This is a genomic window from Flavobacterium sp. AC274 (genome assembly GCF_979258275.1).
Genome location: NZ_OZ409852.1, coordinates 2,916,557 through 2,939,474, shown reverse-complemented (window position 1 = coordinate 2,939,474; position 22,918 = coordinate 2,916,557). Strand labels below are relative to the sequence as shown.

Sequence of the window (22,918 nt, the reverse complement as noted above, 5' to 3'; positions counted from 1 at the left end):
AACGGTTTCAACCGTTGGAGCACAATACATTCACAATACATTTTCACAATACATTTTTACAATACGTTTCAATAATACGTTTCAATAATACGTTTCAATAATACGTTTCAATAATACGTTTCAATAATACGTTTCAATAATACGTTTCAATAATACGTTTCAATAATACGTTTCCCACGGTTGAAACCGTGGGCTATATCAAAATAGCTATAAAACCTTAAATCTTCTGTTTATTTTTCTTTCTTTATAATTACAAAAATCAAAATCCCAACAAAATAAACTTTGTGCCTTAGTGCCTTCGTGGCAAAAACCCATCCTGCAAATATTTTTCGTATATTTGAATTTTACAATTCACCCTTATGAAAACTCTGGATTCATTTTATCAGGATATTACCGAAGGTTCAACCGTTGAACCAAATTCTTTATTACCCAATGACATAAAAAAAGAAATCGGTCATTTTAATATTTTCGACATCAAAGAACTTTTGGAAAGAATGCAGGGAAAATCGTTTATGCCTTATGACAGAAGGGCTTATTATAAAATAAGTTTGATTCGAGGCAAAAACAGATCTGAATATGCTGATAAAATAATCGAAATCGAAAAACAGGGATTATTATTTGCTACACCAAAAATCCCGTATAATTATGTTCCGCAGGATACCAATCAGGCTGGGCAATTTTGTGTTTTTACCAGTGAATTTCTTTCGAAAAATAAAAGCGGAATTGATCTCGATGAACTTCCAATTTTTGCTTCAGACGGATATCCTGTTTTTCAGCTTACAGATGAAGAAGTTTTAGAAGTTGAATTGATTTTCAATAAAATACAAAAAGAAATCAATTCTGATTATGTTTATAAATACGATCTAATTCGAAATTATGTTGCTGAATTAATTCACTTCGGGCAAAAATTACAACCCATAACAGCACTTTATTCTAAACATAATTCAGCAGCGAGAGTTTCCTCATTATTTGCAGAATTACTTGAAAGACAATTCCCTATAGAATCTCCGCATCAGCGATTAGAACTACGAACAGCAAAAGATTTTGCAGAAAGATTATCCGTTCATGTCAACCATTTAAACAAGGTTTTAAAAGAAAATACAGGAAAAACAACCACAGAATTAATCAGTAACCGATTAACAAACGAAGCCAAAATTCTTTTAAAACAAACGGATTGGAATATTTCTGAAATTGCGTATTCACTTGGTTTTGAAGAACTGGCACATTTTTCTAACTTCTTTAAAAAGCAAACAACCATTACGCCTCTGGCTTTTCGCACCTAATTTTAGATTTTTGATTTTAGATTTTAGATTGTTGTCAAATCGTTATCACAACGCATCTCCTCCTGAGCGAAGTCAAAGGGCACACACTGTATAGATTCAGCATGAGATCCTTCGACTTCGCTCAGGAAGACACAAATTGAGAAAAAATCCGCGATAATCCGTGTCTTCGCAAAGCGAACCCGCGTCATCCGCGTTCAATTACACGCTTGTAAACTTTAGTTGATATATGAGTAAGATTGCTTCGTATCTCGCAATGACTAAACCTGATTTTTAAAATTGGAATTTAATTTTCCTCTGATTTGAATTTCGCAAACATCGGTTTGATATTTACAACTCCCCATTTCTACTTCACTCCTACCTTTGTCTTATTAATTTAAAGATCAGAAAAAATGGAATTATCAAACAACAAAATTTTAATAACCGGTGGCGCAAGCGGCATCGGACTTGGATTGACACAAAGATTTATTGAAGAAAATAACACCGTAATTATTTGCGGAAGAAGAGAATCAGTTTTAAATGAAGTAAAAGCAAAATTTCCAACCGTAATTACAAAGGTTTGTGATTTATCCAGCGAAAAAGAACGAATTGAGCTTTACGAATGGATTTCTGAAAACCACAGCGATTTGAATGTTTTGGTAAATAATGCAGGTATTCAAAATTGGATTTCTGTTGATGACGCAAATTTCTTCGAAAGCGCAAAAAATGAACTTGCTACTAATATAGAAGCTCCCTTACATTTAACATCGCTTTTCATCAACTTAAAATCACTTTCAACAGTTATGAACGTAACTTCGGGATTGGCATTTTCACCATTTGCAAAAGTTCCGGTCTATTCAGCAACCAAAGCATTTTTCCGTTCGTTTACCCTATCGCTTCGTCATTTATTGAAAGCAAAAAACATTGAAGTAATCGAAATTATTCCGCCTGCATTAAATACAGATCTTGGCGGAATTGGTTTACACAACGCACATCCAAGTGTAGCTGATTTCATTGTTTCTATTTTTGATCAATTAAAGCAAGGTAAAAACGAATTGACTTTCGGAACCAGCGAAACAAGATTAAACGCAAGTGTCCCGGAATTAAAAGCACATTTTGAAGCATTGCATTCAAATTAATAAAAACGCAAATACTCAAACACATAGAAACATAGACATTGTAAACGCTAAAAAAAGGCATTTCATTTTATTAAAACAAACATAGAAAGATAGATTAGCTAAAACTATGTGTTAGAAACTAGTTTCTTTTTACAATCTTTTTAACAAAATAAAATCTATGCTTCTATGTGTTTAATTTTTTTTCACGCAGATTTAGCAGATCAGCAGATTTTTAATTCTTAATTTTTAATTCATTATCAAAATGGCAGTAAATACAAAAATCGCTTTAGTAACAGGCGGAAGCAGAGGTTTAGGAAAAAATATGGCAATTGCAATTGCTAAAAAAGGAATCGATGTAATCATTACATACAACAGCAAAAAAGAAGAAGCTGACGCAGTTGTAAAAGAAATCGAAAGTTTCGGACAAAATGCAGCGGCACTTCAATTAAATGTTGCCGATTCAGGAACTTTTGATTCTTTTTTCGAAAATATTTCAGTAACTTTAAAAAACATTTTTAAAACTGATAAATTTGATTTTCTTGTAAACAACGCCGGAATAGGAATTCATAATTCTTTCGTTGGAACAACTGAAGCAGAATTTGATCAATTAACTAATATTCAATTTAAAGGACCATTCTTCCTTACTCAAAAAGCACTTAACGTAATGAATGATGGAGGTGGAATCGTAAATATTTCAACCGGTTTGGCAAGATTTTCATTTCCTGGTTACGCGGCTTATGCTTCTATGAAAGGTGCAATTGAAACTTTAACAAAATATCAGGCAAAAGAATTAGGTACAAGAAAAATAAGAGCCAATGTTGTGGCTCCGGGCGCTATTGAAACTGATTTTGGTGGTGGAGTTGTTCGTGATAACGAACAAATGAACCAACAAATTGCTTCAGTTACTGCGTTAGGAAGAGTTGGCTTACCAGAAGATATTGGCGGAGTCGTTGCTTTTTTATGTAGCGAAGAAGCACGCTGGATAAATGCACAGCGCATTGAAGTTTCTGGCGGAATGATGTTATAATTTAACTAAGTCCACGATCGGTTAAGCCCGGCAAGTTTTAAAACTTGTCGGGTTTGCTATTAAAAATCAAATTGATTTCTACAGAAAGTGTATCTCTATTCTTTTAAGATATTCTCCATTTTTATCGAAGATAATATTGTACAGTTTTTTATCTTTTTTTGCTACTGCAACGTACGTTTCATTATTTTTATCATCAATCATATAAAAAATCTTACCAACAGACTTGACTTTTCCCTTATCCGGATAATTTTTCTTCAAATAATTTTGAGATTTTAAAGGCAATTTGACAATTGCAGTTTGTGTTTTTAAGGATTTGAAAACTCCATTGCTATCATAAAGCACAATTGCCTTACTTTTTTTGTCATCAGTAAACTCTCCCTCAAAATAAACATCCTCATCTTTACCATACTCAATAGACCAAACAACAGTTTTTTTCGGATATTGACTTTCAAAAGATTTCGTTACATTTTCCGGCGGTACTATAATAGCATCTTGTGCTATTAAAAAATTACAATATAAAAAAGTCACGAATAGTAGAATGTTTCTCATTTAATACATATTATAGGTTAAAGACTACAAATTAAATAATTAAAACTAATACTATCCTAATGAAAAGGAAATAAGTTTTTACATTTTATCTGTTGACTGATTTTCAGATATTGACTTCCATATATTTTTATAAAACAAAACCCAACGGATTTTAAAAATCTGTCGGGTTTGTCTTTTCAATATAATTGAATTAGTAAGCAACCTTTAATTTATGTTAGATTTACATCTGAACTTCTCCTTCTTTATTAAAAATAACATCATAAAATTTGATATTATTCTTTCCTTCGACTTTATATGTTGTTTTATTTTGAGCATCAATGACAAGTAAAATTTGCCTCGCAGGCTTAGCCGGATATTCTTTTTTAAGATAAAGTTGTGCTTTAAAAGGCAATTGATCTATCTGAATTTGTGTTTTGTAAGCCTTAAAAACTCCTTTGCCATCATAAACGGCGTATGCTTTAGTTGTCGCTGTTTCCTTAAATTTTGCTTCAAATTTTATATCATCTTTCTGATCACCCTGTTCTATCGACCAAAGTGCCGCTTTGTTTGGATATTGTTTCTCAAATGCCATTTTTACATTAGCAGGTGGTAAAACACCATTTTTTTGCCCCATTACCAAACTACTAATTAAAAAAGCTGCGGCCAAGTAAAAATTTTTCATGTTTATAAATTGATTTTATTCTGGCAATAAAATTACATCTTTTTATAACATGAAGTATAATTCTTACAAAAATTAACTTTTCAGATTTTTATAAATTTTTAATCTTTTTGAATACTAACATCAAAACCACCATTTTTATCGAAGATAACATCATAAAATTTTGAGTTATTTTCAACACCTACCTCATATGTTGTTTTGTTTTTATCGTCAACCACAACTGCAATTTCATGAATAGCTTTTGCAGGATAATTTTTCTTTAGGTAAGACTGTGCTTTCTGTGGCAGCTGACTGTACGGAATCTGCAATTCATAAGCTTTTAAATATCCTAAATTATCATAAACTGCGAGTGCCTTCGTGTTTTTATCGGCATTAAATTTAGCTTCGTATCTAATTTCATCATTATCATCGCCAACATATTCTATTGACCAAACCGGCACTTTATTGGGATATTGTTTTTCAAAATTAAACCTTACTTTTTCAGGTGGAGTAATTTCTCCCGTGGGCATAATTCCATTTTGTGCCATCAAAAAACTGCTGCAAAAACATGCGAAAGCAAAAATTATGTTTTTCATGATTCCAATACTTTAATTAAACAACCTTTAAATTACGTACTAAAACTACTACTTTTAAATGAATTTAAAATGAAATCTGGAAACTTTTATTTCTTCAGCCGATCTGATAATTCTCTTTTATATGTAATACCAATTGGCAATTTTTCTTTTTCTGATAATAACAAAATCCTTCTCAGTTTCATCAATTTTATCAAGCGCAACAATATATGATTTATGAATGCGCATGAAATTTTTCTCCGGAAGGCATTTTTCGAATTCACTTGTTGTGATAGACGCCAAATATGTTCGTTTAGTGGTATGCAGTTTCACATAATTTCCAAAACTCTGTGCAAACAAAAGCTGATCTAATTCAATATCAACAAAATAACCGTCTACTTTTACGCTAACTGAATTAACAATTACTTCGTCTTCTTTTGCTTTTATATTTTCTGTTCCGAAGAAACGATCAACGGCTTTTAAAAATCTTGGAAAATAAATCGGTTTCAATAAATAATCGATCACGCCATAATCATAACTTTCCAAAGCAAATTCAGAATACGCTGTTGTTAAAATAGTTTTAGGGTGCGTTGGAATAATCTTTAGCAATTCCATTCCTGAAATTTCCGGCATATTTATGTCCAAAAACATCAAATCAACTTTATTTTCACGAAGATAATCCATTGCTTCAATGCCGTTATAACCCTGAAAAACCAATTCTAATTGCGGATTTTGCTTGATATAATTCGCCAGAACGTAATGCGCAGCCGGCTCATCATCAACAATTATACATTTTTTTGGCTCTTTCATTCTACAAACTTTTTCAGTTGCAATTTCAAATCTACGATATAGGTATTTTTATTGTCCTGAATATTCAATTTATAGTCTTTTCCATAAATCAAATTCAAACGTTCGATGGTATTTTTTAATCCAATTTTAGTCGAAACTACATCGGTTTTTTTATCCGGAATTGAATTTACAACGTGCAAATGCAGCAAACCATTTTCGACTGTAACAATGATTCGTACAAAACATTTTTCGATGGCGCAGGTTCCGTGTTTAAAGGCATTTTCGATAAAAGCGATTAATAACATTGGCGAAACCTTATAGGCGTTTTCATTATCAATTTTACAATCGTATGTAATATCACAACGATATCCAACTCTTTCTTTTTCAAGCTGTACATAACTGTTTATAAATTCCAGTTCATCTTCAAGAGATACACATTTTTTACTGTTACTTTCAAGTTGATAACGCATCAATTGCGAGACTTTCATGATCAAATCCGGAGTTCTTTCGGGGAATTCCAAACTAATTCCGTAAAGCGTATTAAAGGTATTGAATAAAAAATGAGGATTCAATTGTCCTTTCAAGGAATTCAACTGCATTTCATTAAACAGTAAAGCTTCATCGGTTTGTTTTCTGTGGATTCTGTAGAATTTAAACACAATAATCGGACTCAAAATACAAACCAAAGTTCCCAATACACTTGCCAATTGATAAACATAACTTCGCTGATGCGAGTTTTGATACAAACGGCAATTACTAAACATCTCGAGCATCATAATTTCATATAAAACGATTGAAAAAACGAAAACTCCAAATAATGTTAATAGTATATAAGTTACCGGACGGCGGGTTTTGAATAAGATTGGCAGGAGGAAAAATCGGTTAAACTGGGCATGCATATACAAAATGAAGTAAAAAAAATGCCCATAGATATGGAAGTAAAAGAACTAAATAACATCCAGTCATTTTTTAACGTATAGATTGTAAATGAAAAGGCAACAACGGCAATTTCCTGCCACCATTTGTTGTCCAATATGTTATCAAATTTTTTATTCATTTTTAATACTTAAATAGTTTACAAAGTACGGACAAATATTTAATTTCTTTTTCCAAAAAATGACGAATTGAATTTGTCATTTTTTAGTGCAGTACATCATTTAAGATGACATTTATCAGCGCAAGACAAATAATTTTGTTCTATAATTTGATACCACGAACTTTTATGTATTTCAAAAAAATTACCTTATTATTTTTCTTGATTTTTGCATCAATCGGTTACTCACAAAACTTGTCTTTAAAAGATGCCATTAAAACGGGTCTTGAAAATTACGGTTCGATAAAAGCAAAAACCAATTACACAAACGCTTCGCGAGAAACACTCAAACAATCTCGCCGCGATTATTTACCTAATCTAAACTTGTCTGCCCAGCAAGATTATGGAACTGTAAATGGACAAAACGGACCTTTGTATGGTTTTGGAGGTCTTGGCGTTGCTTCGTCAGGATTACCACTTCCTGAACAAAACTGGAACTCAGCTTTTGGAGCTTTGTATTTAGTGAACATGAACTGGGATTTTTTCACTTTTGGAAAAGCAAAAGAAAAAATCAATTTGGCTAAAGTTGATCTTAAAGCCAAAGAAAATGACTTAAAACAGGAAATGTTTCAACAGGAAATCAAAATTTCTGCTGCCTATTTAAATTTATTGGCAAGCCAAAGATTATTGATTTCGCAGCAAAAGAATTTAGATCGCGCCGAAGTTTTCAAAAGAACAGCCGTTGTACGTGTTAAAAACGGATTATTGGCCGGAGTCGATTCTACATTGGCTACAGCCGAAGTTTCAAAAGCTAAAATCGCTTTGAATCTGGCAAAAAACTTCGTAAAAGAACAAAACAATAAACTTGTTGATTTGATGGGCGTTGCGCCACAGGATTTTGTTACCGATACTTTATTTGTAAGCAATATTCCGAAAGCACTTTTAGTAGAAGAAAAAACTACTGATAGCCTTCATCCTTTATTGCAATTATACAAAACCAGAATTGATTACAGCAATCAGCAGCTTAAATTATACAAACGATTTTATTACCCAACTATGACCGCTTTTGGTGTTTTACAAACCAGAGCTTCAGGGTTTGATTCTGCATACGCAACAGATCAAACAGCTTACACAAGAAATTATTGGGATGGTGTAAATCCGGATCGTTCGAATTATTTAGTCGGAATTGGAATTAGCTGGAACCTGACAACACCTTTTAGAATGAGCAAACAAGTAAGCGCTCAGAAATTTGTTTCGCAAGCTTTGCAGGAAGAATACAATCAGGCTGACAGAGAATTAAAATCGCAATTGAACTTTGCAGATGATAAAATAAAAATTACACTGGAAAATTATGCCGAAGCGCCAATTCAGGTAAATGCAGCCCAGAAAGCGTACTTGCAAAAATCGACTTTATACAAAAATGGTTTGACCGATTTGACTGATTTAACGCAGATTATGTACACGTTGAACCGTGCCGAAATCGATCGTGATATCGTCAATAATAATGTATGGCAATCGTATTTGCTAAAAATAGCCGCTACGGGCAATTTCGACTTATTTATAAATGAATTTTAATTAGAGCCTAATGAATTTAATACGTTTCGCACTCCGCAAACCCATCTCCATATTAGTATTGGTTGCGGGTCTATTTTTCTTCGGAATTGGTGCCATACAGGACATTAAGGTAGATATTCTGCCAAAAATGAACTTGCCGGTTATCTATATCGCGCATCCGTTTGGAGGTTATACGCCAGACCAGATGGAAGCTTATTTTGCTAAAACTTACGTCAACATTTTACCCTTTGCAAATGGTGTAAAATCGGTTGAAACCAAAAATATTCAGGGGTTAATGATCATGAAATTAACCTATTATGAAAACACAAATATGGCGCAGGCTGCAGCCGAATTAAGTTCGCTTTCGAACAGGATTCAGGCGGCATTTCCACCCGGAACCCAGCCTCCGTTTATCATTCGTTTTGATGCTTCGTCATTGCCAATTGGTCAATTGGTTTTGAGCAGTAAAATCAGATCGAATAATGAATTGCAGGATTTGGCCAACGTTTATGTTCGTGCTTCTTTTACTTCAATTCCGGGTTTACTTTCTCCGGCACCTTTCGGCGGAAGCCCAAGAACAATTGAGGTTAACGTAGATCCTGATTTATTGCGTTCGCATAATATGACGCCGGATCAAATCGTAGAAGCGATTCGTATCAACAACCAAACGGCTCCTTCCGGAAACGTTAGAATGGGCGATATCAACTACATCACGCCAACAAACAATACGATTAAAGAAGTTAAAGATTTTGAAAATATTCCGTTGTTTAAAGGAAGCGTTCAAAACTTAAAATTAGGTGATGTTGCCACAGTAAAAGATGGTGCTGATATTACGGCCGGTTATGCTTTGGTAAACGGAAAACGTTCTGTTTACATTAGTATTGCAAAAGCCGGAGACGCTTCGACCTGGGATGTGGTTCAGAAATTGAAAGCAGAATTGCCTAAAATACAAAGTACACTTCCTGAAGATGTACAATTATCATACGAATTTGACCAGTCGGTTTATGTAATCAATTCGGTTAAAAGTTTAATTACAGAGGGAATTATCGGTGCGGTTTTAACCGGATTAATGGTTTTACTTTTCCTTGGCGACAGACGTGCGGCATTGATCGTAATTCTGACGATTCCAATTTCGATTATTTCGGGAGTTTTATTCCTAAAATTATTCGGTCAAACCATCAACTTAATGTCTTTAAGTGGATTGGCACTAGCGATTGGTATTCTGGTGGATGAAAGTACCGTAACAATCGAAAATATTCACCAGCATCTCGATATGGGTAAACCCAAGGCACTCGCCATTTGGGATGCCTGTCAGGAAATTGCATTGCCAAAATTATTGATCCTTCTTTGTATTTTAGCGGTATTTGCACCAGCATTTACCATGGTTGGTATTCCGGGAGCGTTGTTCTTGCCTTTGGCTTTAGCAATTGGATTCTCAATGGTTATTTCGTTTTTACTTTCTCAGACTTTTGTGCCCGTAATGGCAAACTGGTTAATGAAAGGTCACGCAAAACACGAACATGGTCCTGAAATTACAGATGATGAAGCAGAATTTAATGATTGCGGTCTAACGCCGGAATCTGAAAAAGATCTGATTACACAGAAAAAAGCCTACGTTGAAAGAGACGATACTGATAATAACGGAAAAATTGGCGCTTTTGAGCGATTCAGAATTCGTTTTATGAGAACTTTAGATCGATTATTCCCTCATAAAAAAGCAACAAGTATAATTTATCTGGTTTGCGCCACACTTCTTGCGGTAACTTTTATCACTTTTATTGGAAAAGATGTTTTCCCGAAAGTAAACTCAAGTCAGTTTCAGCTAAGAATGCGTGCCCCCGACGGAACCCGTTTGGAACGTACGGAAGAAAAAGCAATTATTGTTTTGAAAGAATTGCAAAAAATGGTGGGCAAAGAACATATCGGAATTTCATCTGTATATGTTGGTCAGCACCCGTCGCTGTTCTCGATTAACCCGATTTATTTATTCATGGCAGGTTCGCATGAAGCTGTTTTCCAGGTGAGTTTAAAAGAATATCACGTGGACATGGATGACTTTAAAGACGATTTTAGAGCGCGAATTAAAAAGGTTTTACCAGATGTGAAACTTTCTTTTGAGCCAATCGAATTGACGGATAAGGTTTTGAGCCAGGGATCTCCTACTCCAATCGAAGTTCGTATTGCCGGAAAAGATAAAAAACGAAATGAGTTATACGCCAATCAAATTGTGGAGAAACTGAAAAAAATCTCTTATTTCAGAGACGTACAAATTGGTCAGCCAATTCATTATCCTGCAATGAATATTGATATTGACAGAACCCGTGCAGCCGAACTAGGTGTTGACATGAACGACATATCACGATCATTAGTTGCTTCGACCTCATCATCAAGATATACAGAAAAAAATACCTGGGTTGACGAAAGAGCCGGATTGTCATACAATGTTCAGGTGCAAGTGCCTTTGAACAAAATGAAAAGTAAAACAGATATTGGAGAAATTCCGGTATTAAAAAATTCGCTTCGTCCGGTTTTAAGTGACGTTGCCAAAATTACACCGGCTTATGTAAGCGGTGAAAATGACAATTTAGGGGCTATGCCATACATTACCGTTACAGCCAACATTAGCCAGACCGATTTAGGTACGGCAGTAAAAGATGTGGATGCAACAATTAGTTCATTAGGAGAATTGCCGCGTGGTTTGTTCATAACTCCAATTGGATTAAGTAAAGTATTGAGCGAAACATTAAGTAGTTTACAGGTTGGATTATTGGTTGCCATTTTTGTAATCTTCTTAATGTTAGCCGCTAATTTTCAATCGTTCAAGGTTTCATTGGTTATTTTAACTACAGTTCCGGCGGTAGTTTTAGGAGCTTTATTAATGCTAACGATCACGGGGTCAACGTTAAACTTACAATCGTATATGGGAATCATCATGTCGGTTGGGGTTTCGATTGCCAATGCCGTTTTACTGGTCACAAATGCTGAACAGTTGCGCAAGAAAAATGGAAACGCCTTAGAATCTGCACGAGAAGCTGCTGCGTTGCGTCTTCGTCCGATTATCATGACTTCGGTTGCGATGATTGCGGGAATGCTGCCTATGGCGATTGGTCATGGCGAAGGAGGAGATCAGGTTTCACCATTAGGTAGAGCCGTAATTGGCGGGTTATTATTTTCGACATTTGCCGTATTATTAATCCTGCCACTTATCTTTGCATGGGCACAAGAAAAAACAACAACACAATCTGTTTCTTTAGATCCTGAAGACGAAGAAAGCATCCATTATATCTCATCATTAAAATCGAAAAATGAAAAATAAAATACAATTTAGCGCGCTGTTTTTTGCAGCACTATTTTTCCTTAACAGTTGTAATTCTAAAAAAGAAGAAACTGTTACGGCAGAAATCGAACCTAAAACAGAAACGTTTCTTTTAGACAAAGAAAAACTAACGACAGAATTGCGTTTACCAGCGGAACTAACCGGTTTTCAACAAGTTGATTTATACGCAAAAGTGAGCAGTTTCGTAAAATTACTAAAAGTAGATATTGGTACTAAAGTAAAAAAAGGACAGCTTTTAATTGTTTTGGAAGCGCCGGAAATTAGTTCTCAATTGGCTGCAGCCGAATCAAGACTGAAATCGATGGAAGCCATTTACACCACAAGCAAAAGTACCTACAACCGTTTGTACGAAACCAGCAAAGTGGAAGGAACGATTTCTAAAAATGATCTGGAAATGGCAAGCGGAAAGAAAAACTCTGATTACGCACAATATCAGGCGGCAATTGCAGCTCATAAAGAAGTGTCGATTATGAGAGGTTATCTAGAAATCCGCGCTCCGTTTGATGGCGTTGTAGCAGCAAGAAACGTGAATTTAGGAACGTTTGTTGGCCCTGCCGGAAAAGGTTCTGATTTGCCTTTATTGACGATTCAGCAGCAGGATAAATTGCGTTTAGCAGTTTCGGTTCCGGAACTTTACACAGGATATTTACACGCTGGCGACGAAATGACTTTTAACGTAAAATCATTGCCTGAAAATTTTAAAGCTAAAATTACAAGAATGTCCGGAGCTTTAGATTTGAAATTACGTTCTGAGCGTGTTGAAATGGATGTTATCAATACCAAAAAAGATCTTTTACCGGGAATGGTAGCTGAAGTTTTGTTACCGCTTAACGCGAAAGACAGCACATTTGTAATTCCAAAATCGGCTTTGGTGAGTTCTGCGGAAGGTTTGTATGTAATCAAAGTATTAAACCACAAAGCAACAAGAGTTGAAGTGAAAAAAGGAAGAGAAATCGACGATAAAATTGAAATATTTGGTGATTTGGACCGTAAAGATAAGTTGGTGAAAATTGCCAGCGAAGAAACTAAAGAAGGCGATATTATAAACGAATAACCTGCGTTTAGCTTTCTTAGTTTAGTAGTTTACCAAAAACTGTACGCAATTATTAAATGCGGCATTTTAAATCAGAAATGGTTTATATGCAAATCTATTTGCCTTGAGGGCAGTACTTTTTATTGAGTGCTGCCCTTTTTTGTTTTTGTTGTTTTATTGTTTCACAGAGATTCGCAAAGGTAGCGCGGAAGATTCGCTGAGTTTTTCCTTCATTTCTTGCTATTCCCGATTGTCACCCTGAGCGTCCCGAGGCTTCGGGAGAAGGCTTATGAAACCTAAAAATCTCGCAAAGTCACAAGGGCGCAAAGTTTTTATTCTCATTTTTTTGTCATTTCGACAGAGGAGAAATCACACTAAAAGCTCGACAAAGATTGGCGATTTTGCATGCGTAGAATGGATTAAAATCCATCCCTACAATATGATCCGTTCCTCTGGAACTCTTTATAAAATTCCAAAGGAATGATTTATTTTATAGCAAGGTCCCGAGGCTTCGGGATTAATCCCTTAAAACGCAAAGTAACCCCATTTTTGTCATTTCGACGCAGGAGAAATCTTCGCAAGTAACTCGACAGAGATTGGCGATTTTGCATGCGGAGTTAGTTGCGAGGATTTCTTGCTCCGCGAAATGACAGGCTTTATGGTTATGTTATTTTAAACCTTTTAATTAAATGAAAAGTTTTAGAATTTTTTGGAGCTATTTCCTGCTATCATTCCAATTTTTTTATCCGCCGCGACGGACAAAAAAGGATTTTCCCTCTATCAGGGCTAGGATTTGTTTTTTATTTGATAAATCAGGTAAAAGTACGTGGTTGTTTAGATTGGGAAATTGATATTTTTGATAGAAATAAATTTATTTTTCAAATAAAGGTTTTCCGTAAAAAGCCTACTAATTAGTAGTTTATATTTGGATTTAATTTTAAACAAAGTTAATGACAAAATGGCTACAATAAAAAACATTAGAGATTCAAAACACTACACTTCAATAAACATGGGCAATTGGAGTCCTTTTACGATAATTATTTTCAAATAAACACAGTTTAATCAATAATATTTATAAATGAAAAAAAGCACATTGGAAAGAATTTTAAAAGTTACAGTAATTTTAACCATTATCGGAATTGTTATCTTTAATTTATTAGGTATTAATATTTTTAGTAGAGAAGGCCTAATAAAAATACCAAGCTTAATAAGCGGAATTGTTTTATTTTGGGTTTTTTATATTAGTATTGGATGGAAATGGCCTTTATTAAAATATATTGTATATCAAGAAAATATAAATGGTACTTGGTTTGGAACTTATAATTCTACAGACTTTACCACAAATCAAATGTATAATGGAGAAATAGCAATGGTAGTTAGGCAATCTTTTTTAAGAATTGACATCAAATCAATGACTTCAAATTATATTAATTACTCATTTGGAGAAGCCTTTACATATGATTCAAAAAGTGATTCAAATCAATTAATTTACTTATATTCCCAAAACCAATTTAATCCCACCGACGATAACTTTAGAAAAGGAACGTCAGAGTTAATGCTACATTTTAATGTAAATGGTCAAGAGTTTTTTGGTGATTTTTGGACCAATCATAATTCAAAAGGCAATCTTAATTTAAAAAAAACATCTAAGAAACATTCTAAATCATTTTTAGAAGCAAAAAACAAATAAAAAATGAAATTTATTTATATAGACGGCGATAATATAGGGTTAAAAATAGAGCAAAGTTTTTTAAATAATGACGAAAAGAAACTAAGTGAAATAAATTTAATGGTAGCAAATGCGATCAAAAATATTACATCATATCTTCTCTCAGAAAAACAAGAAATAATATTTAGCGGAGCAGATGGAATTATATCGAAAGGCAGTAACATTAATTTAAGTGATTTACTGAAAAATGTTAGAAATACTGATGTAAATTTAACATTTTCAATTGGAATGGGGTATACTTTAAATGATTCATATATTGCTTTAAGATATGCGAAGTCATACAATAAGAATATTGCTGTAACTTTGGAAAATGGAAGTTATGAAATTATATCTGTATAAAAAGTGTGCCTTACATATATCTCCATCAATTTACAAATTTAGTGGAATTATCATTTTTGCAGTATTATTTAATTGAAAAATAAAATTTAATTTAATTGTAAACCTCGCCAAGTAGCGATAACAAAAATTTAAGCAATCATATGGCAATACCAGAGAGACAACTTGAAATTTGGTCACACCAAGGTGCTGTACAATCTTCAGCAAATACACATAAAAGTGTAGTAAATTGTATTAATAAAATAAGTTGGAAAAGTGATGTACGGTACGAAACCTACTTACAAGGTTCCTATCCAAATTACACAAATATTTATGGAAATAGTGACGTTGATTTAGTAGTTGAATTTAGGTCGATTTTTTCAAAAAATTTATCAGCTTTAGATGAATCACAAAAACAAGCATTTGATGTTAACTATTCTGACGCAAAATATAGCTTAGAATCATTCAAAGCTTCAATTGTTAAACAACTTAAATCATGTTATGGGGAAAGTAATGTAGTTATTGGCAACAAAGCAATTTTAGTTAAAGGGGATTCTAATAGACTAGATTGTGATGTAATAGTCTGTAATCCTTATCGAAAATATATTTCTTATTTACCATATACTGAAAAATATATCGAAGGGATAATTTTTCGTACTGAACATGAAATGCCAAATAGAAGTATCATTAACTATCCTAAGATTCATCTTAAAAACGGGAGTATTAAAAATCAATCAGAAAATACATTTGGAAATTTTAAACCAACCGTAAGAGTTTTTAAAAATATGAAAGCAGCCATGGTTAATCGCGGCTACGTTGACAAGAAACTTGCTCCATCATATTTCTTGGAATGCTTAATTTACAATTCCGATAATATAAATTTTAGAAAAAATGGATATAATGAGATTGCTATATCAATAATAAATCAGTTCGATCGTGATTTAAAGAATGGTATGATAATCAATTATCTCGTTCAAAACGAACAAGACAAATTATTTGGCACAAGTGACTTGCAATGGAATATAGAAGATGCAACAACTTTTGTAACTCAATTGATTAAATTTTGGAATGAATATAAATGAAAAAATCAAATTTAAATATTTTAGTTTTGGATGGTGGTGGTTCAAAAGGAGTTTATACACTTGGAGTTCTTAAAGAACTTGAACTTAAACTTGGTTCTCCATTATATAAACACTTTGGTTTAATTTATGGAACTAGCACAGGCTCTATAATTGCTGCACTTATAGGTTTAGGCTATAAAATTGACGATATTGAAAAATTGTATTTAGATCTTATTCCTAAAATAATGAAATGTAGAACTAAATCAGGTAAAAGTAAAGCTATAGAGAGAGAAGGTAAAAAAATATTCGGCACTAAAAAATTCAATAAATTCAAAACAAATATAGGAATTGTAGCTTTAAATTATGAAACACAAATGCCTTTAATATTTAAGACTGATCTTGGTCAGACACACGGCATGAAGCAATCATTTAAGCCAGGATTTGGCTGTACTATTGAAACTGCAGTACGTTGTTCAAGCGCTGCTTATCCTTTTTTCGAGAAAATGTCAATCGAAACCGAAAGTCATGGTAAAATTGAAGTTGTCGATGGTGGTTTTATTGCTAACAACCCGACGCTTTATTCAATTATTGATGCTTACAAAGCTCTTGATTACGATGAAAAAAAGCTTCATATTTTGAATATTGGTGTTGGCAATTATATTGAAAACTCTAACGGAATACTTTCAAAAATTTTAAAAAAATTGGATTGTTTGCTTTTTTTGAACGAGTTCTAAATTCAAGTACAAATAGTAATTCAACTATTTCAAAATTATTATTTCCAAATTTGGATTTGTTAAGAATCAGCGATTCTTTCCCAGAACCAAAACACGGAACAAATATGTTTGAATACGACTTAGAAAAATTAAAAAAAATGATTCAATTAGGCCGTTCTTCATATGCAAAATATGAAAAAGAAATAATAAAATTACTAAGGTTAGAGTAAATTAATCCCCCAGCTAGCACGAGCGTCCCGCTCGTGAACGCAAACAATAGCAGCAATATAATTTAAACAAACGTGAAAAAAATAAATCTAATCATTCTAATTATAATCGCAGTAATTATTTGTGGTTTTGGACTACGTGGAAAAATATCCGGTGAAAAGTTCGATTCTAAAAAATGGAAAACAAATGATTTAGTTTTAGAAGATAATTTTTCATTACGTTGGGATATGATGAATAGTTTGCGAAACAATCATAATTTAATTAGAACATCAAAAAGTGAAATTATTACTTTGCTAGGAAAACCAGACGAAGGTTTTACAACAGAAAATGCTTTTAGATATTCTTTAGGTTACACTCATACAGGAATAAATACAGGTTCATTAGTTGTCACATTTGATAATGGAATTGTTTCAGGAATAAGTGTTTGGCAAGGATAAAACTAGCAATTAAAAAAAATGCAAGACCAAAATTGATCTTGCATTTCTTACAACTTGATAAATAAAAACATCTTTTTACACTGTCTGACGCTCGTGTTTTCCTTCTTTAATTTCTTCCACCATTTTTTTATTAAAAGCGGGCAAATCATTAGGGTTTCGGCTGGTTACCAATCCATTGTCTACGACTACTTCTGAATCTTCCCATTGTGCTCCGGCATTTATCAAATCGTTTTTAACAGAGAAAAATGAAGTTACTTTTCGACCTTCTAAAACATCAGCATCCACAAGAATTTGAGGACCGTGACAAATAGCGGCTACTGGTTTTTTACTTTCAAAAAATGAGCGTACAAAATTTACTGCAGACTCTTCTCTTCTTAATAAATCAGGGTTTATAACTCCTCCAGGAAGAACCAAAGCATCGTAATCTGCTTCATTTGCCTGATCTAATACGACATCAACATTATATTCCTTGCTCCAATTACCGTCTTTCCAGGCTTTGATAGTTCCTGATTTCAAACTGATGATATCTGCATTCCAACCCTGCTCTTCCAGATAGGCTTTAGGCGATGATAATTCTGATTCTTCAAAACCGTTTGTTGCTAATATGGCTATATTCTTTTTCATAATTTTAAATGTTTAAAACGTTATTAATTTTGATTTAGTTAAAATTAGTAATTTCAAATAGTCAGCGAAAACGGAGCATGTTAAACCTTTCTTTAATAAAAGTTAATTAATTGAATTTCAGATTTTTATTAAAAATTAAATTGAAATTATATAAAATTCATGTCAATTTAGTTTGCTATTTTATAGGATGAAAGCTATTTATCTTTTCAAAAAATTGTATTGAAAGCTGGTGATTAATCAACAACAATTTAATTAACTTCGTGTTACTTAAGAATTGGCTTAATTCAACTTTATGATCAAGATAAATTATAAAATCCTATTTGCTTTATTTATCATTTGCGTATTATTTATAGGTTTAGGTATATTCGAAATCTTAACCGAAGGATTAAAAACCGGAACAGCTCTTTTTTGGCAGATTTCCGCTTTTGTTCCATTTGTGACTTCAGCCATTATTTTTGGTTATAATTTATATTCCAGATATAAGATATCTAATTAAAAAACAGGTTTCATAAGCCTTCTCCCGAAGCCTCGGGACGCTCAGGGTGACAATAGAATTTATCAAAAACAAAACTTTGCGCCTTAGCGACTTTGCGCGATTACTTTTTCAAGCTTTTAAACAAAAAAACTTTGTGAATCTCTGTGCTCGCTTTCGCGTAATTTTGCGAAACAAAACCAGTAGTAATTCATAGTAATATCCTCAACACCAACCACTCTAAATTATTTTTAATAAAAATAATCACTAAAAAATTTGCGAAACCAAATAGTTGCACATATATTTGCAACCGATTAGTTTCTTAATTAATTATTTAAAAATAAAAATTATGACACTTATTAAGCCCCAGAAGCGTAAAGTTTTCTAATTTAGATTTTCTTGCAAGATTTTATTTGCAAATTTGCACGAATATTATAAAAATACTTTTTACAAACTTGACGACATATTATTAACTATAAAAAAACAGAAAAAATGAAAAGCGATTTATTATTTGATTTTACCGTAGACAAACCATCAAAAACAGTAGTTATAACAAGAGAATTTAATGCAGAATTACCTTTGCTTTGGGATGCTTTTACGAAAGCAGAAATTCTGGATCAATGGGTTGCGCCAAAACCCTTTACAGCAAAAACAAAATACATGAATTTTGAAGTTGGCGGAAGACGATTCTACGCAATGGTAAGCCCTGAAGGACAAGAACGCTGGTCGGTTCAGGAATATACTTCGATTACGCCGAAAACGAATTTTAAAATGTACAATACCTTTGCAGACGAAAATGAAAACCGTCAATTACCGGGTTCTGACTGGGATTATGTTTTTAGTGAACAAAACGGAGTTACAACGGTCAATATTACCATTTTCAACGAATCTTTGGAACGCATGGAGAAAATGATTGAAATGGGCTTTGTACAAGGATTCAAAATGACAATTGATAACTTAGAAAAGGTATTGGAGAGTTTATCACAACGATAATTAATCTCGCAAATTTTTATTTCACGCAGATTAGGCAGATTTAAGCAGATTTCTTTTTTAGTAAATTAGAATAAACATCTGCAGAAATCTGCCTAAATCTTTTTAAAATCTGCGTGAAACAAAACTTTGTGCTGCGAAATTATTTTTTAAACCTTTGAAATAAATCTTATTTTTGATTAAGAATTATCTTCAATATGATTTCTATAAAAACATTTGATCAGGCTGCAGATTTACAAAATCCGAGACGTGTCTTAAAATACGTTCTTGTTTTTTGCACTTCGGGCTCTACAACTATTTCTGTTGATGAAAATGAATTTATATTAACCAAAAACTCTGTTATTACGATAACTTCTGGACAAATTCATTACTTCAAAGATATTCAAAATGCCACAGGATATGTTTTAGAATTTACCTATAATTTTTTCTGTAAAGATGATACTGATATGGAATTGATTTTCCACAACGGATTATTTTGTCATTTTGCCATGAATGAAATGATTAAGGTCGATAACAGCGAAATCATTATCAAGCAATTAGAAGAAATAAGCAAAGAATTAACCGAGACGCCTTATCAATATCTCATTTCTATTCACAGCCGAATCGAATTAATATTGATTGAAATTAATCGTACCAAAATCAATCGTGGCGATGAAATTTACAAACCAGATGCGTTGTTTCTGCATTTTCTGGAAACTGTTTTAAAGAACTTCGAAAAGAATCTTTCTGTTAATGAAATCGCTTCTCTCATTGGTACAACCGAAGCCAAACTAAACGAACTTTCTAAATTACACACCAACAAAACGGCACAAAATGTAGTCTTCGGATTAATTATTTCTGAAGCAAAACGTTTGTTTAATTACGAGAAGTTATCGGTAAAAGAAGTCGCTTATGCTTTGGGATTTAATGATCCGTTTTACTTTTCGAACTTCTTCAAAAAACACACTAATATCTCTCCAAAATCATATAAAGAAAAAGTTCCGCATTTATAATTACATGCTTTTTCTAAGATTCTCTATTCTTTCGCGCGGGCAGTTATTACATCTTTGTATCTCTAATTACGAATTAAAAGTATATGAAAAGATATCAGGATTTTGCAGTCTTGCTTTTGCGAATAGCATTGGCAACAGGGTTTATTTCTGCCGTTTCGAGTCGGTTGGGTTTATGGGGAAATTATTCCTCACGCTGGGAAAGTTTTTTGGTTTACGTCGAAAAAGTAAACTCCTTTGCTCCAAAAAGTTGTATTCCCTCAATTGCTATTACTGCGACCATTGCCGAAACACTTTTGGGAATACTTTTATTAATCGGTTTTAAAACCAGATTGTCCGCAATTGCCACTTCCCTTTTGACTTTATTGTTTGCCTTTGCCATGACGTATTCTTTTGGAATAAAAGATCCGTTAGATTATTCGGTATTTGTGTTTTCTATGGCGGCTTTTCTGTTGTCGACTGCAGAGCAATATAAGTGGAGTTTAGATGAAATGATTTCGAAAAAGTAACAAATTAAAATTCAATAAAAATGGAAAAACAAATCACAAAAACCAGTGAAATAAATTGGAAACCTTTAATCGAAGAAGGTGTAAAAACAGACGGAATCTCTGTAAAAGCTTTATGCTACGACGACGTTGCCAAAAGACCTACAGCATTTTTATCCAAATTTGAACCGGGGGCTTCGTACCCAAATCACAGTCATCCCGCGGGAGAAGAAATCTTTGTTCTCGAAGGCGAAGTGCGCTCCGGAAAAGATGAACTTAAAAAAGGCGATTATTTGTACATGCCACCGGGAAGCACACATTCTGTGTTTTCTAAAACCGGATGTATATTGTTGTTTAAAGTCCCGGAGGAAGTTGTTATTTTGAAGTGATATGTAAATGGTCTGAAGTCTTGATTTTATAGCACATGTTGAAATAATCTCGCAAAGACGCTAAGTCGCAAAGAAATTTAAAAAAGAAAGCTTTGCGACTCTGCGACTTTGCGAGAGTGTTTTTATTAATAAATACTTTAAATCTTTATAACATCTCACAAATCTTTCAATATTGGATATACTTTTTTAAACTTCTTAAAAGCATTTTCATAAACCTCTTTATGGTCTGTATTTGGATAAAAAATCTTTCCGGTTTTGTTTTCGGTTACGATATTAATACCAATAGATTTCATTCCAATTAGTACAGCGCCCCAGGCAGAACCTTCAATAGTTTGGGAAGTTTCTACCGTCATTTGAAAAATATCGGCCACCATTTGAAGCCAGAGTTCACTTTTTCCAAATCCGCCGCTGGCCATGACTTTGGTCTGTTTTCTTTTTCAGAATCGGGAATTAAAATTTCGGTTATCTGAAACAATCCAAACAAAATACCTTCTAAAGTCGCTCTGACCAAATGCGCCTGCGTGTGCGTAATCTGCATTCCTAAAATGGAACCTTGTGCAGCGGCATCCCAAATTGGTGCTCGTTCGCCCAATAAATAAGGCACAAAAAACAAACCATCTGATCCAGCAGGAATTTTTTCTGCTTCTGCAAAAAGAACTTCAAAAGACTTATTCGTTTTTAGCAAAGTTTCCCTAAGCCATTGCAGAATAATAGCGCCATTATTTACCGCACCTAAGGTTAGATATTGATTATCCATCAAATGGTAACATTGCGTTCGCATTTGTTCGTCGAGATAGGGTTTGTCTATTGGTAATCGCACGGCTCCACTTGTGCCAATAGTCAAGGCAATACAGCCTTTGTTCATTGCTCCTGTTCCTAAATTTGCCAAAGCGCCGTCGCCTCCTCCAATTATATATAAAAAATCGTCTGAAATTCCTTTGCATTGATGCGTTACTTCACATACTGTAGATAATTGATCGGGTTTCAAACTTAAAAAATCTAAAATCTCTGCATCCCATTTTAAAGTATGAATGTTCAATAATCCCGTACCGGATGCCATTGAAGTATCGGTATAATATTCATTGGTAAGATGATGCCAAACGTATTCTTTAATGCTAATGAATTTATAGGTTTTAGAAAAAATATCGGAATCAAATTCCTTAAACCATGCAATTTTAGTCATGGGTGAAAATGGATGAATCGGGATTCCGGCTTTTTGATAAAAATGGATTCCTTTTTCAGAATTTTTAAGTTTTTCTGCAATTGTGTGAGCTCTGTTATCAGCCCATAAAATTGCCTCTGTTAAGGGTTTTCCGGTTTCATCAATCGCAATAATACTTTGCATCGCCGAGCTAAAACTGATAAACTCCGGCTGAATTCCATTTGTAATTTCGGTAATGCAATCTTTAACCGTTTGTAAAATTTGTTCCGGGTTTTGAACACTCCAATCCGGTTTTGGATGGTACATTGGGTAGGCCATTGAAACCTCTTTGATTACATTTCCCTGTTTGTCAAAACAAATGGCTTTTGTGGCTGTGGTTCCAATATCGATTCCTATATAAAATGATTCCATGTTTT

Annotated in this window: 24 protein-coding genes; 15 read left to right on the top strand and 9 right to left on the bottom strand. The window is 33.5% G+C overall.

What is annotated here, in order from left to right; genetic code table 11:
- Positions 1 to 359 precede the first annotated feature (359 nt).
- From ACZZZT_RS13285 to ACZZZT_RS13275, 3 genes are all read left to right on the top strand, one after another.
- Positions 360 to 1,283: a helix-turn-helix domain-containing protein gene (locus ACZZZT_RS13285; protein WP_073398043.1), complete on the top strand. Its 924-nt coding sequence runs from the start codon at positions 360 to 362 to the stop codon at positions 1,281 to 1,283.
- 389 nt (positions 1,284 to 1,672) lie between these two features.
- Positions 1,673 to 2,398 (top strand): SDR family oxidoreductase, encoded by a 726-nt coding sequence (locus tag ACZZZT_RS13280; RefSeq protein WP_463460727.1) that lies wholly within the window; start codon positions 1,673 to 1,675, stop codon positions 2,396 to 2,398.
- Between the two features lie 241 nt (positions 2,399 to 2,639).
- Positions 2,640 to 3,404 carry an SDR family NAD(P)-dependent oxidoreductase gene (locus tag ACZZZT_RS13275; protein ID WP_463460726.1) on the top strand — a complete coding sequence of 255 codons (765 nt, stop codon included), beginning with the start codon at positions 2,640 to 2,642 and terminating at the stop codon, positions 3,402 to 3,404.
- A gap of 78 nt (positions 3,405 to 3,482) precedes the next feature.
- Here ACZZZT_RS13275 and ACZZZT_RS13270 read toward each other — a convergent pair whose 3' ends face one another.
- The 5 genes from ACZZZT_RS13270 to ACZZZT_RS13250 all read right to left on the bottom strand — a co-directional run bounded on the left by ACZZZT_RS13270 (position 3,483) and on the right by ACZZZT_RS13250 (position 6,727).
- The gene (locus tag ACZZZT_RS13270; RefSeq protein WP_463460725.1) at positions 3,483 to 3,953 is read right to left on the bottom strand and encodes a hypothetical protein; all 471 of its coding nucleotides are present in this window, start codon (positions 3,951 to 3,953) and stop codon (positions 3,483 to 3,485) included.
- Positions 3,954 to 4,173: 220 nt separating this feature from the next.
- The gene (locus tag ACZZZT_RS13265; protein ID WP_042565598.1) at positions 4,174 to 4,614 is read right to left on the bottom strand and encodes a hypothetical protein; all 441 of its coding nucleotides are present in this window, start codon (positions 4,612 to 4,614) and stop codon (positions 4,174 to 4,176) included.
- A gap of 98 nt (positions 4,615 to 4,712) precedes the next feature.
- Positions 4,713 to 5,186 carry a PepSY-like domain-containing protein gene (locus ACZZZT_RS13260; protein ID WP_042565599.1) on the bottom strand — a complete coding sequence of 158 codons (474 nt, stop codon included), beginning with the start codon at positions 5,184 to 5,186 and terminating at the stop codon, positions 4,713 to 4,715.
- A gap of 117 nt (positions 5,187 to 5,303) precedes the next feature.
- Positions 5,304 to 5,972 carry a LytR/AlgR family response regulator transcription factor gene (locus tag ACZZZT_RS13255; protein ID WP_463460724.1) on the bottom strand — a complete coding sequence of 223 codons (669 nt, stop codon included), beginning with the start codon at positions 5,970 to 5,972 and terminating at the stop codon, positions 5,304 to 5,306.
- Positions 5,969 to 6,727, bottom strand: coding sequence for a sensor histidine kinase (locus ACZZZT_RS13250; protein ID WP_463460723.1), 759 nt, complete (start codon positions 6,725 to 6,727; stop codon positions 5,969 to 5,971). Before ACZZZT_RS13250 ends, ACZZZT_RS13255 begins: the two co-directional genes overlap by 4 nt.
- A 512-nt stretch (positions 6,728 to 7,239) precedes the next feature.
- Here ACZZZT_RS13250 and ACZZZT_RS13245 point away from each other — a divergent pair.
- The 8 genes from ACZZZT_RS13245 to ACZZZT_RS13210 all read left to right on the top strand — a co-directional run bounded on the left by ACZZZT_RS13245 (position 7,240) and on the right by ACZZZT_RS13210 (position 17,391).
- On the top strand, positions 7,240 to 8,559 hold the full coding sequence (locus ACZZZT_RS13245; protein WP_463460722.1) for a TolC family protein: 1,320 nt from the start codon (positions 7,240 to 7,242) through the stop codon (positions 8,557 to 8,559).
- 10 nt (positions 8,560 to 8,569) lie between these two features.
- Entirely contained in the window at positions 8,570 to 11,854 is a 3,285-nt protein-coding gene (locus ACZZZT_RS13240; RefSeq protein WP_463460721.1) for an efflux RND transporter permease subunit, read from the top strand.
- On the top strand, positions 11,844 to 12,929 hold the full coding sequence (locus ACZZZT_RS13235) for an efflux RND transporter periplasmic adaptor subunit (protein ID WP_463460720.1): 1,086 nt from the start codon (positions 11,844 to 11,846) through the stop codon (positions 12,927 to 12,929). The genes ACZZZT_RS13240 and ACZZZT_RS13235 overlap by 11 nt, the downstream gene beginning before the upstream one ends.
- A 1,057-nt stretch (positions 12,930 to 13,986) precedes the next feature.
- Entirely contained in the window at positions 13,987 to 14,598 is a 612-nt protein-coding gene (locus tag ACZZZT_RS13230; protein ID WP_463460719.1) for a Cap15 family cyclic dinucleotide receptor domain-containing protein, read from the top strand.
- A 3-nt stretch (positions 14,599 to 14,601) separates the two neighbouring features.
- Complete coding sequence (locus tag ACZZZT_RS13225; RefSeq protein ID WP_463460718.1) at positions 14,602 to 14,976, top strand: mCpol domain-containing protein; 375 nt, start codon at positions 14,602 to 14,604, stop codon at positions 14,974 to 14,976.
- 140 nt (positions 14,977 to 15,116) lie between these two features.
- On the top strand, positions 15,117 to 16,034 hold the full coding sequence (locus ACZZZT_RS13220; protein WP_463460717.1) for a nucleotidyltransferase domain-containing protein: 918 nt from the start codon (positions 15,117 to 15,119) through the stop codon (positions 16,032 to 16,034).
- Entirely contained in the window at positions 16,031 to 16,747 is a 717-nt protein-coding gene (locus tag ACZZZT_RS13215; protein WP_463460716.1) for a patatin-like phospholipase family protein, read from the top strand. The genes ACZZZT_RS13220 and ACZZZT_RS13215 overlap by 4 nt, the downstream gene beginning before the upstream one ends.
- A gap of 281 nt (positions 16,748 to 17,028) precedes the next feature.
- Complete coding sequence (locus ACZZZT_RS13210; RefSeq protein WP_463460715.1) at positions 17,029 to 17,391, top strand: hypothetical protein; 363 nt, start codon at positions 17,029 to 17,031, stop codon at positions 17,389 to 17,391.
- Positions 17,392 to 17,466: 75 nt separating this feature from the next.
- On the opposite strand, the gene ACZZZT_RS13205 is transcribed toward ACZZZT_RS13210, so the two are convergent.
- Both ACZZZT_RS13205 and ACZZZT_RS13200 read right to left on the bottom strand, forming a co-directional pair.
- Entirely contained in the window at positions 17,467 to 18,015 is a 549-nt protein-coding gene (locus ACZZZT_RS13205) for a type 1 glutamine amidotransferase domain-containing protein (protein ID WP_463460714.1), read from the bottom strand.
- Between the two features lie 306 nt (positions 18,016 to 18,321).
- Positions 18,322 to 18,465 (bottom strand): hypothetical protein, encoded by a 144-nt coding sequence (locus tag ACZZZT_RS13200; RefSeq protein WP_463460713.1) that lies wholly within the window; start codon positions 18,463 to 18,465, stop codon positions 18,322 to 18,324.
- Between the two features lie 514 nt (positions 18,466 to 18,979).
- On the opposite strand from ACZZZT_RS13200, the gene ACZZZT_RS13195 reads away from it, so the two are divergent.
- The 4 genes from ACZZZT_RS13195 to ACZZZT_RS13180 all read left to right on the top strand — a co-directional run bounded on the left by ACZZZT_RS13195 (position 18,980) and on the right by ACZZZT_RS13180 (position 21,340).
- On the top strand, positions 18,980 to 19,480 hold the full coding sequence (locus ACZZZT_RS13195; RefSeq protein ID WP_463460712.1) for an SRPBCC family protein: 501 nt from the start codon (positions 18,980 to 18,982) through the stop codon (positions 19,478 to 19,480).
- A 194-nt stretch (positions 19,481 to 19,674) separates the two neighbouring features.
- Complete coding sequence (locus tag ACZZZT_RS13190; RefSeq protein WP_463460711.1) at positions 19,675 to 20,469, top strand: helix-turn-helix domain-containing protein; 795 nt, start codon at positions 19,675 to 19,677, stop codon at positions 20,467 to 20,469.
- A gap of 83 nt (positions 20,470 to 20,552) precedes the next feature.
- Positions 20,553 to 20,975 carry a DoxX family membrane protein gene (locus ACZZZT_RS13185; protein ID WP_463460710.1) on the top strand — a complete coding sequence of 141 codons (423 nt, stop codon included), beginning with the start codon at positions 20,553 to 20,555 and terminating at the stop codon, positions 20,973 to 20,975.
- A 20-nt stretch (positions 20,976 to 20,995) separates the two neighbouring features.
- Positions 20,996 to 21,340 (top strand): dimethylsulfonioproprionate lyase family protein, encoded by a 345-nt coding sequence (locus ACZZZT_RS13180; protein ID WP_463460709.1) that lies wholly within the window; start codon positions 20,996 to 20,998, stop codon positions 21,338 to 21,340.
- A gap of 155 nt (positions 21,341 to 21,495) precedes the next feature.
- Here the strand turns inward: ACZZZT_RS13180 and ACZZZT_RS13175 are convergent, their stop codons facing one another.
- Together ACZZZT_RS13175 and ACZZZT_RS13170 are read right to left on the bottom strand one after the other, a co-directional pair.
- The gene (locus tag ACZZZT_RS13175; RefSeq protein WP_463460708.1) at positions 21,496 to 21,714 is read right to left on the bottom strand and encodes a hypothetical protein; all 219 of its coding nucleotides are present in this window, start codon (positions 21,712 to 21,714) and stop codon (positions 21,496 to 21,498) included.
- The gene (locus ACZZZT_RS13170; protein ID WP_463460707.1) at positions 21,690 to 22,913 is read right to left on the bottom strand and encodes a gluconokinase; all 1,224 of its coding nucleotides are present in this window, start codon (positions 22,911 to 22,913) and stop codon (positions 21,690 to 21,692) included. Before ACZZZT_RS13170 ends, ACZZZT_RS13175 begins: the two co-directional genes overlap by 25 nt.
- Positions 22,914 to 22,918 lie beyond the last annotated feature (5 nt).